The 10,350-nt window shown below is 76.2% G+C and carries 9 protein-coding genes; 1 reads left to right on the top strand and 8 read right to left on the bottom strand.

All coding sequences use genetic code 11. The features are described from left to right. From ABLM29_RS17355 to ABLM29_RS17330, 6 genes are all read right to left on the bottom strand, one after another. A partial coding sequence (locus ABLM29_RS17355; RefSeq protein ID WP_349715603.1) for an acyltransferase family protein occupies positions 1-1,147 on the bottom strand: 1,147 nt, incomplete at its 3' end. 29 nt (positions 1,148-1,176) lie between these two features. Further along, positions 1,177-2,169 carry a formylglycine-generating enzyme family protein gene (locus tag ABLM29_RS17350; RefSeq protein WP_502889269.1) on the bottom strand — a complete coding sequence of 331 codons (993 nt, stop codon included), beginning with the start codon at positions 2,167-2,169 and terminating at the stop codon, positions 1,177-1,179. Positions 2,170-2,206: 37 nt separating this feature from the next. Next, positions 2,207-3,235, bottom strand: a complete 1,029-nt coding sequence (locus ABLM29_RS17345; protein WP_349715598.1) for an SIS domain-containing protein — start codon at positions 3,233-3,235, stop codon at positions 2,207-2,209. 19 nt (positions 3,236-3,254) lie between these two features. Next, positions 3,255-3,446, bottom strand: coding sequence for a Trm112 family protein (locus ABLM29_RS17340; protein ID WP_502889268.1), 192 nt, complete (start codon positions 3,444-3,446; stop codon positions 3,255-3,257). Next, positions 3,443-4,819 (bottom strand): phosphomannomutase/phosphoglucomutase, encoded by a 1,377-nt coding sequence (locus ABLM29_RS17335; protein WP_349715595.1) that lies wholly within the window; start codon positions 4,817-4,819, stop codon positions 3,443-3,445. Before ABLM29_RS17335 ends, ABLM29_RS17340 begins: the two co-directional genes overlap by 4 nt. Before the next feature lie 80 nt (positions 4,820-4,899). Continuing rightward, a complete protein-coding gene (locus tag ABLM29_RS17330; protein WP_349715606.1) occupies positions 4,900-5,247 on the bottom strand; it encodes a DUF3499 domain-containing protein in 348 nt (115 codons plus the stop codon). A 58-nt stretch (positions 5,248-5,305) separates the two neighbouring features. Between ABLM29_RS17330 and ABLM29_RS17325 the strand changes: the two genes are divergently transcribed. Beyond that, entirely contained in the window at positions 5,306-5,785 is a 480-nt protein-coding gene (locus tag ABLM29_RS17325; RefSeq protein WP_349715593.1) for a metallopeptidase family protein, read from the top strand. A 103-nt stretch (positions 5,786-5,888) separates the two neighbouring features. On the opposite strand, the gene ABLM29_RS17320 is transcribed toward ABLM29_RS17325, so the two are convergent. Together ABLM29_RS17320 and ABLM29_RS17315 are read right to left on the bottom strand one after the other, a co-directional pair. Continuing rightward, on the bottom strand, positions 5,889-7,367 hold the full coding sequence (locus tag ABLM29_RS17320; RefSeq protein ID WP_349715591.1) for a DUF5719 family protein: 1,479 nt from the start codon (positions 7,365-7,367) through the stop codon (positions 5,889-5,891). Next, on the bottom strand, positions 7,364-10,303 hold the full coding sequence (locus tag ABLM29_RS17315; protein ID WP_349715589.1) for a glycosyltransferase: 2,940 nt from the start codon (positions 10,301-10,303) through the stop codon (positions 7,364-7,366). The genes ABLM29_RS17320 and ABLM29_RS17315 overlap by 4 nt, the downstream gene beginning before the upstream one ends. Positions 10,304-10,350: the final 47 nt, after the last annotated feature.

The following is a 10,350-nucleotide window of genomic DNA, read 5'->3' as shown; positions in this document are numbered from 1 at the left end:
GGCTGACCAGGTCGGGCTTCAGCGCGAGGGCGGGCTCGAGCTGCTCGTCGACGATCGCGCGCAGCTTGCGCCCCCGGATCGCCAGGTTGGCGTAGCCGAGGTCCGGGCTGAGCGCGGTCAGGTGCACGGCGCCACGCACGTGCTCGCGCGCCGCGCCGAAGGGGTCGACCAGCGGCGTCAGCCGGCGCGCCACCGGGGCGCAGCCGAGGGCCAGCGCGAGCGCCACCGCGCCGAGGGTGGTCACCACGACCGCCGGCCAGAGGTGGGCGGCCGCCCACTCCTGGTAGCCGGCGTACTCGGCACCCTTCACGGCGAACCCGTGGCACAGGTAGACGACCAGGGTGGCCGAGCCCATCCGGCTGAACCAGCCGGCCGTCCGCGGCACCAGGGCCAGGAAGGCGAGCGCACCCGCGGCGCCCACCGCCAGCAGCACCGCTCGGGTGAGCACGGCGCGGGCGTCGCCGACGGCCAGCTCGTCGTAGGTCGAGCGGTAGTAGAGCCACTCGGTGGCGGCCCAGCGGTCGGTGTGGGCGGAGAGCAGCCAGATGCCGACGAGGACGGCCACCGCGGTGGCCGCCGGCAGCGGCCCGCGGAGCCACTCCAGCCGCTCCGGGGTGGCCTTCAGCCCGAGCACGAAGAACGGCAGCAGGCCGAGGACCCGCGCGACGTCGAGGGTGTCCCCCGCCCAGAGCCCCGCCGCGAGGCTGACCGCGACGGCGACCGCCAGCCCGGCCGGCAGCGGCCGGAACAGGGGCGTCAGCAGCCGCCACGCGAACAGGGCCGGCAGGAACCACATCGGCCAGTGCGGGTCGGCGAAGAGGTCCTCGAGGCGTTCGCCACCGACGTAGACCCGGAACAGCGCCATCGCGCACTCGAACACCACGTACGGCACCGCGACGGTCCGCACCAGGTTCGCCAGGCGGTCGGGCCGGTAGGAGAAGCCGCGCGACAGGTAGCCGGTGACCAGCACGAACGCCGGCATGTGCCAGGCGTAGAGGAAGTCGTAGAGGCGGGCCGTCGGGCCGTCGGCGGGCAGCAGGGTCCAGGCGTGGCCGACCACGACGAGGGTCACCAGCGCGGCCTTCGCGTTGTCCAGCCAGGGGTCGCGGGCCGGGGTCGTCGGCTCGCGGCGCGATGTCGGAGGCATTCCTCCGGCCTACCCGGTCCGGCGGCGGCTCAATCCCGGACCGCGGCCGCCCCCGCGACCCGGAACCCCAGGTTCCCGGTGGTGGAGTCGGGCGTGTTGGAGCTGCGGGCGTCGACCCGGTAGCGCCAGCAGTAGCTGTCGTGGCACAGGTAGGAGCCGCCGCGCATCACCCGCGCGCCGGTGACCGGACCGGCCGGTCCGGTGGGGTCGACGGCCACCCCGGCGGCCGCCGACCGGGCATACCACTCGGGGTCGAACCAGTCCGCGCACCACTCCCACACGTTCCCGGTGACGTCGTGCAGGCCGTACCCGTTCGCCGGGAAGGAGCCGACGGGCGCGGTGCCGACCCAGCCGTCCTCGCCGGTGTCGCCGCCGGGGAAGGTGCCCTGGAAGACGTTCATCCGGTGCTCGCCGCCCGGCTCGCGCTCCGCGCCCCAGGGGTAGTGCTGCCCGGCCAGCCCGCCGCGGGCGGCGCACTCCCACTCGGCCTCGGTGGGCAGGCGGGTGCCGCTCCACGCGCAGAACGCCACGGCGTCGAGCCAGCTGACGTGGACCACCGGGTGGTCGGGCCGGTCGCGGACGTCGCTCCACGGCCCCTCCGGCGCCCGCCAGCTGGCGCCCTCGACCAGCCGCCACCACGGCGTGCCGACCACGCCCTGGGTGGGCGGCGCGTCGTCGGGCAGCAGGCCCGCGAAGACGAAGGAGTTGCCGAACCGCTCGGCCGTGGTGACGTGCCCGGTCTCCTCGACGAAGCGCGCGAACCAGGCGTTGGTGACCGCGTACGGCGCGACCGCGAACGCCGACACCTCCACCGGGTGCTCGGGGCCCTCGCCGTCGGCGGCGTACCCGCGCGGGTCGTCGGTGCCCATGGTGAACCGCTGGGCCGGGACGGGCAGCAGCGAGGCGCGCAGCCGTGACGCGGCGTCGTCGGGCACGCCGGCGCCACCCGCGAGCGGGGCGGGCGGCGCTCCGGCACTTCGAGCATCGGGCCGGCGGGCGGGTCCGCAGCAGGCGCTGCTCATCGCCGGCGACCGCCGGGGGTCCGCGGGGACAGCGCGCTCAGTCCTCGACCAGGCCGAGCCGCAGGTACTCGGCGGCGTAGGTGCCGTGCAGCAGCAGGGAGGCGTAGCGCGCCACCTCGCCCTCGGCCTCGGCCTCGACGTACTCGACGCGGACCTGGTGCTCGTCGGCCGCCTGCTCCAGCGCCCGCCGCTGGGCCAGCGCCACCGGGTCGTCGGCGCCGTCGTCGAGGATCACCAGCACCGGGCGGCGGTCGCCGCCCGCCGGGTCGGAGAACGGGTCGGCGAAGACGTTGCGCGGCCGGGTCGCCTCCAGCACCGGGAGCAGGTGCTCGGCGTCGCCGGCCAGCGCCGCCCGCCCGGAGGTACGCCGGATCGACTCGGCCACCCGGCGCGCGGCGCGCGCGGCCAGGACCGAGCCGCCCCAGACCACCGGGTCGGCGTCGCCGAGCGCGATGGCCAGCATCTTCGCCGGGTTGATCGAGATGTCGCGGCGCGGCCCGCACGAGATGGCCACGTCGTCGAGAGCCTCGGCCACCGCGTCGGGGGTCGCCACCGGACCGAGGTCGACCTGGTGCAGGAAGGAGAGGACGGTGACCGCGGTCGCGAGCTGGTCGCGGGTCTCCGTGGGCAGCACGGTCGTCCACCGGCCGGTGGCGTGCTCGGCGACCTGGGACTCCGGCGGGCAGGCGACGACCACCTGGCACCCGCGGCGGGCCGCCTCGGCGACGGCCGAGGCCGCGCCGACGTCGGAGCCGTCCGGCGCCAGCACCACGACCAGGTCGAGGCTGCCCGCCCAGCCGGGCAGCGACGGGTTGGGCCACGCCACGAACGGCACCGGGCAGAACGGCTCCAGCACCGCCCTCAGCAGCCGGGAGTCCGGACCACCGGCGATCACCGCGCGCGGCCGGCTGTCGGCCGCGCGGCCGACAGCCTCCGCGATCGCGTCGGCCGCACCGGAGACCTCGCGGCGCACCCGCGAGCCGGACTCGGCCAGGTAGCGCAGCCGGAGGTCGGCCGAGGCGAGGGCGGTCTCGCTGTCGAGCCGGGACTCGTCGAACCAGGTCATCGCAGCGCCAGCCCCCGACTCAGGCGGGCTTGCGGGCTTCGTCGACCAGCAGCACCGGGATGCCGTCGCGCACCGGGTAGGCCAGGCCGCAGCCGCCGCAGACGAGCTCCGTGGCGTCGCCGGCCGGCGTGACGGCGAGGTCGCCGTGGCACGAGGGGCAGACGATGATCGCCAGCAGCTCCGGCGCGATGCCGGCGTCCGCGGCGCTCACAGCGCGCCCCGGATGATCGCCAGCACGTCGTCCCGGATCTTGCCCATGGTGGGTTCGTCCTTCCCCTCGGCGTTGAGCCGCAGCAGTGGTTCGGTGTTCGATGCGCGCACGTTGAACGCCCAGTCGGCGTGGGCCACGCTGAGGCCGTCCAGGTGGTCGATCGTGACGCCGTCCATCCTGCCGTACCGCTCCTCGATCGCCGCCAGCACGGCGGCCTGGTCGGCGACCGTCGAGTTGATCTCGCCGCTGAGCGGGTAGCGCTCGTAGGTCGCCATCAGCTCCGAGAGCGGGACGTCTGCCTCGGCGAGCGCCGCCAGCGCGTGCAGCGCCGCGAGCATGCCGGAGTCGGCGCGCCAGAAGTCGCGGAAGTAGAAGTGGCCGCTGTGCTCGCCGCCGAAGATCGCGTCGGTCTCGGCCATGGTCGCCTTGATGAAGGAGTGGCCGACCCGGGTGCGCACCGGGGTGCCGCCGTGCTCGCGCACGATCTCGGGCACCGCGCGCGAGGTGATCAGGTTGTGGATCACGGTCGCGCCGGGCTCCTTGGCCAGCTCCCGGGCCGCGATCAGCGCGGTCAGGGTGGACGGCGAGACCGCACGGCCACGCTCGTCGACGATGAAGCAGCGGTCGGCGTCGCCGTCGAACGCCAGGCCGATGTCGGCCTGCTCCGCGACCACGCGCTTCTGCAGGTCGACCAGGTTGGCCGGGTCGATCGGGTTCGCCTCGTGGTGGGGGAACGTGCCGTCGAGGTCGAAGTACATCGGCACGACGTCGACCTGGCCGACGAGGCGGTCGAACACGGCGGGGGCGGTGTGGCCGGCCATCCCGTTGCCCGCATCGACGACGACCTTGAGGCGGCGCCCGGCGACCGGCGCCAGCTTCAGCAGGTGGACCGCGTAGGCCTGGAGCACGTCGTAGGAGGTGATCGACCCGGTGCGGCCGGCGGCGACCGAGCCGCCGCGGGCGATCCGGTCCCGGATCGCCGCCAGGCCGGACTCCAGGCCGACCGGCTGCGCGAACGCCCGGCACATCTTGATCCCGTTGTACTGCGCCGGGTTGTGGCTGGCGGTGAACATCGCGCCCGGCAGCTCCAGGTGCCCCGAGGCGAAGTACAGCTGGTCGGTCGAGGCGAGGCCGATCATGGTCACGTCCGCACCCGCGGCGGTGGCGCCGTCGGCGAACGCACCGGCCAGGCCGGGCGAGCTGGGGCGCATGTCGTAGCCGATCACCAGCGCCGTCGCGCCGAGCTCCTCGACGTAGGCCGCGCCGGCGGCGCGCGCCAGGTCCTCGTCGAGCTGCTCCGGCACGGTGCCGCGCACGTCGTAGGCCTTGAAGACGGCGGCAAGGTTCTCCGGGGAAGTGGTCGGAGTGAGCATGGACCGGACCCTAGTGCACCGCTGTTCGGCGCGGACGCCCGATGCCCCCGGGATACCCAGGACGGGTGCCGCGCGGGCGCCTAGTCGGAGGTGAGCACCCGCAGGTGGCCGCGCCGGGCGACCTCGCGGCCGGTCTCCTTGGGGGGTGCCGGCGGCGGCGCGGGGCGGGCGGCCTCGCGGACCGCGTCGGCGAGGGCCAGCAGGTCGTCCTCGCTCGGCCCGGGCTGCGTGGTACCGAGAGCGAGCCGGACCACCTCCCAGCCGCGCGGCGCGGAGAGCCGCTCGCTGTGGAGGGCGCACAGGTCGTAGGCGTGGGGCTCGGCGTAGGTCGAGACCGGGCCCAGCACGGCGGTCTGGTCGGCGTACACGTAGGTCAGCGTCGCGGCCGCGGGGCGCGCGCACGCGGTGCGGGAACAACGCCGGGCCATACTCACGCGGCAGACGGTACCCCGCCGTCGGCCCCTTCGGCCGATAGGCTCGCGGATCATGGAGAACTCGGCTTCGGCGACCCCGACCGGAACCGCCGACGGCCCGACCCGTCGCCGCGGACGCGACCGCCGCGGACGCGGCATGCGCGGACCGGCCGTGCTGCCGAGCGACCTCTCCCCCGAGCCGCCGCTGCCGCGGAGCCGCCGGGAGCAGTTCGACCGGATCGTCCTCGACATCGTCACCGAGATCGACGACCGGTGGGCGACCCGCCTCGGCATGGTCGAGTACGCCGTCGAGGACTCCCCGCACCTCCCCGACGACTGGGACAACGGCCGGGTGCCGCTCTCCTCGCTGATCCGCGGCACCGGCGGCCGGCCGACGCGGCTGGTCGTCTTCCGGCGCCCGATCGAGCACCGCGCGCGCGAGCGCGAGGACCTGGAGGCGCTGGTGCTCACCGTCCTCGTCGAGCAGGTCGCCGAGCTGTTGGGGATCCCGGCCACCGAGGTGGACCCGCGCTACACCGACGACGAGGACTGACCCGTCCGGTGGTCGAGGTGCGAGCGAAGCGAGCCTCGAAACCACCGCCACCGGGCTTCGAGGCTCGGCGCCGGGGCGCCTCCCACCTCGACCAGCGACGCGGTCAGCGGGGCCGCACCACCGGCACGTCGGCGGTGACGTCGGCCGGCCGGACCGGCACCACCGCGGAGCCCGGCGTGCCGCCGTCGCTGTCCACCACGACCGCGGCGGCGACCGGGGTCGCGCTCGCCTCGACGGTGATCCCGGCGGTGCCCGCGGGCAGCGCCAGCGACGCGCCGCGGTCGGCGCCGATCTCGACCCGGCCGTTCTTCAGCAGCACCTTGCCGGCGGCGTCGTAGGCGCGCACGCGCACCACGCCGGCGCGGCGCGCGCCGCCGACCACGAGGCGGGCCTTGCCCTGGGGCACGACCACCGCGGCGGGCGCGCGCAGCACCTCCGCGGCGCCGACGGCGACGAGGTCGCCGCGGTCCAGCCCGCGGACGGTGGAGAGCACCGGTCCGCTGGCCTCCACCACGAGGCCGAGCATCCCCTCGGCGGCCTGGGCGTCGACGATGCCGGCCAGCGGCACCCGGACCTGCGTGCGCGGCGGCACCACGACGTCCTCGGTGTCGCTGGGGGTGAAGACGGCGTCGGCGTTCATCACCCGCACGGTGGCCCGCACCTCGTCGTCACCCGGGTTGGCCAGGTAGAGGGAGCGCTGCGACCCCGCGGGGGCGACGCCGAGCAGCAGGTTCCGGCTCGCGGCCCGCGACTGCGCCGGCAGCGTGTCGACCGTGGCCTCGCCCGAGCCCAGCGGGTCGTAGCGGTGCTCGACGGTCATCGAGACCCGGCCGCGGCTGACCGACAGGTGGGCCGCGACGTCGGCCCGCCGGGGCGCGACGCTGGCGAGGTCGACGCGGACCGACCGCCCGCCCTCGATGGTGATCCCGCGGCCGGCGTCCTCGTCGATCGGGCCGCGCGGGCCGATCAGGTTCACGTCCACCACGGCCGCGCTGTCGTCGGGGTTGACCAGGGTCAGCGTCGAGCCGTTCCGCGCGGACCCGCCGAGGCCCAGGAACCACTCGTCGTACGCCGGGGCCCGGCACGGCTCGGAGACCAGCGCCTCGCGCCGCCCGGCGACCAGGCCGGACGCGGCGTCGCCCGTGGCGTCCAGCGCGACCAGGCCGTCGGTGCGCGGCAGCGCGACCGGCTCCGGGCCGGGGACGTCGACTGTGCGCGGGCGCCGCAGCCGGGCTGACCCCGTGCGCACCGTGACCTCGCCGCCGTCGACCTCGGGCACCCGCATCGCCACCACGTCGGCGCCCTCCCCCGGGCTGACGGAGGCCGGGCAGATCACCGTGGCGTCGGCGAGCGGGGCCCCCTCGGGCGCGGCCGCCGACGGCACGTGGTCCTGCTCCTCACCGATCACGGCCACGCTGGCCAGCACCACCAGCGGCAGCACGACCGCGAGCACCACCAGCACGTCGAGCCGGCTGCGCAGGGCGCCGGCTCCGCGGCTGACCTGCGCCCGCCGCCCGGAGCGCCCGGAGGTCGTGCGGTCGGCGCGTCGTCCCGCGCCCTCGGACGGGTCCGGCCCGCTCATGAGCGACTCCTTCGCAGGGTGGGCAGCGCCCACACGATCAGCACCGGGATCGAGACCAGCTGGACGACCAGCAGCACGACCCGCAGCCACGAGCCCGGCCCCTCGACGCTCTCCGCCGTCGGCGGGTCCGACACCTCCCAGGCGGCGGTGGCCCGGTCCGCCGAGCTGGCCCGCTCGAGACCTCCGGTGGCGTCCAGCCGGGCCGCGACATCGCCGTCGACCGGGGCGGGCAGCACCAGGTAGGCGATGCCGCGCCCGCGCAGGTCCTCGACGGCCTCCGGCGACGGCGTGGTGACGAGCGCCGTGATGGTCCCGGTGACCTCGGCGTCCTCCGGGGTGAGCGCGAGGATCTCGTCCTCGCCGACGGTCGCGCCGTCGCCGCGGACCACCTCGTAGGTCAGGCCCTCGTCGATGCTGCCGCGCAGCACGAGGATGCCGTACTGGTCGGCGGTCTCGGCGCGCTGCTGCATGTAGACGGGGATCCCCGTGGGTGGGCGTGCCTGGAGCTGGTCGGCGCCGTCGACGGCGAACCAGGTCAGCCCGCCGACCGGCACCAGCACGGCGAGCAGCGCGACGACCGCGGTGGTGCCGGTCAGCAGCCCGCGCAGCAGCGGGCCGCGGCCGGCCGGCACGGTCGCGCGGGCACCGACGACGCCGAGGACGGCGGCGGTGACGAAGCTGCCGTGCAGCAGCAGGAGGGCGGGACCCAGGCCGGGCTGCTGCTGCTCGAGCCCGGGCAGGTCGACCATCGTGACCGCGAGCGGGATCGCGACCACGGCGGCGACGGCGGCGACCAGCCAGCACAGCAGCGTGGCGACGCGACTCGCGCGCGGGATCAGCGCCAGCACCGCGAGCGCCACCAGGACCACGCCGATCCAGGCCGGGGCGCCCGCCTCGCCGAAGCGTCCGGCGAACAGCGCCCAGCCGTCGGTGACGGGCGTCGGCCAGCGGCCGATCTCCAGGAACAGGCCCGCGCCGGCGCCGTGCCAGACGGACGGCAGCCACCACGGCGACAGCACCACGAGGGGCACGGCGAGGCCGGCCAGCGGCGGGCCCCACACCGACCGGTCGCCGATCGCGGAGCGGACCAGCAGCGCCGCGGTGCCCACCACGACCAGCGCGAGCGCGGCGAACAGCCACCACATCACCGGCATCACGGCGACCAGCAGCGACAGGATCAGGCCGGAGCGCCACGCGGCCCGCCAGCGGCGGCCGGGCTCGGGGTCGGCGAAGCCGAGGGCGGCGTGGGCCATCCAGGGCAGCAGCGTGGCGCCGACGATGACGCCCCACCGGCCGGTGCCCCAGGCGCCGGCGGCGAGCGGGATCGCGGCGTACGTCACCGCCCCCCACAGCAGCAGCCAGCGCGGGGCACCCTCGGGCGTGAGCAGCCTCGCCACCACCCGCAGGAACCGCCAGGCCCCCCACAGCGCCAGCGGCGCGGCGGTGATCAGCAGCAGCGACATCGCCCACCCGGGGCCGAAGGCCGAGCCCAGCACCGCGAGCCCCAGGACGTAGCCGGGCGCCGGGACCGCGGAGCCGAAGCCGAGCGCGTGCCAGCTCTCCAGGTGCAGCGTCCACCAGGTGCCGCGGCCCGACGGCGCCGGGGAGAGGGCACCGCCGGAGATGTCGCCGAAGGCGCCGCGGGCCCCGATGACCAGCGCGAGCACCACCACCGCGACCACGACGGCGATGGGGTCGGTCAGGAACCGCACCACCCAGCCGCTGTCCTCGAACGCCTCGTCGTCGTCGCCCGGCCGGTCGACCCGGCGAGGAGGGGCCGCCGTCGGGTCCCGCTCGGCCGCGGCGGCGCGGCGGCGCTCGGCCACGTCGGCGGCCTGGTTGGTGGCGGCGGCGAGCAGGTCGCCGAAGAAGTCGAGCCCATGGCGGTACGGCACCCACCAGGGGGCCAGCAGCCGCCGTACCCGCTCGGTGTCGGGTCCGACGTCGCCGCGGGTGGACGCCCGCTGGCGGGCGCGGGCGCGGCGGGCCGCGTGGACCGCGCCCGGGCGCCCGCAGACCGCGACCAGGGCGGCGAGCTCGTCGAGCGCCTCGCCGACCGAGCGGACCACGAGGTAGCCGAGCATCCGCAGCAGCGAGCCCAGCACCAGCCGGACCAGCTGGAACGGCAGCGCCCACGGGCGCACGTTGGCGAGCAGGGTGTAGAGCGCCGCGCGGCGCTCCTGGAAGTGGGTGTGGCGGCCCGTGAGCGGCGTGCGCCGCACCCCGCGGTGCGCGGCCTCGGCGTGGAAGACCACCGCCGCCGGGACGACCAGCGTGACCCGGCCGGCCGCCGCCGCGCGCCAGCCCAGGTCGATGTCGTTGCCGAAGAGCGCCAGCTGGGGGTCGAAGCCGTCCAGCGCCTCCAGCGCGGTACGCCGGGCGAGCATGCCGGCGGTGTTCACGGCGAGCACCTCGCGGGTCTCGTCGTGCTGGCCCTGGTCGTACTCGCCGCGCTCCAGGCCGGTCTCGCGCCGGCCGGTGCCGCTGATGGTGACGCCCAGCTCGAGCAGCCGCCGCAGGGAGGGCCACTCGCGCAGCTTGGGGCCGAGGAAGTCCGCGTCGGGGCGGGCCGCGGCGACCGCCAGCAGCGCCTCGAGGGCGTCGGGCTCGGGCCGCGAGTCGTCGTGCAGCAGCCAGACCCACTCCGGCTCCTCGCCGCGCTGGGCGAGCTCGACGAGGCCGCGGTTGACCGCCTCGGGATAGCTCGTGCCGCTGCCGGCGCGGAGCACCGTGACCGGCACGCCGCGGGCCGAGAGGGTGTCCTCGATCAGCTCGGCGCTGCCGTCCTTCGAGCCGGTGTCGACGGCGACGACGCCCGCCGGAGGAACGGTCTGGTCCGCCAGTCCCTCGAGGACGGCGGGCAACCAGGTTGCGCCGTCATGGCTGACCAGAAGGACGGTGACCCTGGGGACACCCAGTTCGTTCGGCGCTGCCACGACCGGCCACCCTACGTGCGTTCAGGTGGCCGGTCGAACCAGCACCG

The organism is Nocardioides sp. YIM 152588, from assembly GCF_040191335.1.
Classification (GTDB): Bacteria; Actinomycetota; Actinomycetes; order Propionibacteriales; family Nocardioidaceae; genus Nocardioides.
The sequence above is the reverse complement of the archived record's forward strand: the minus strand, read 5'-3'. Positions and strand labels throughout refer to the sequence as shown.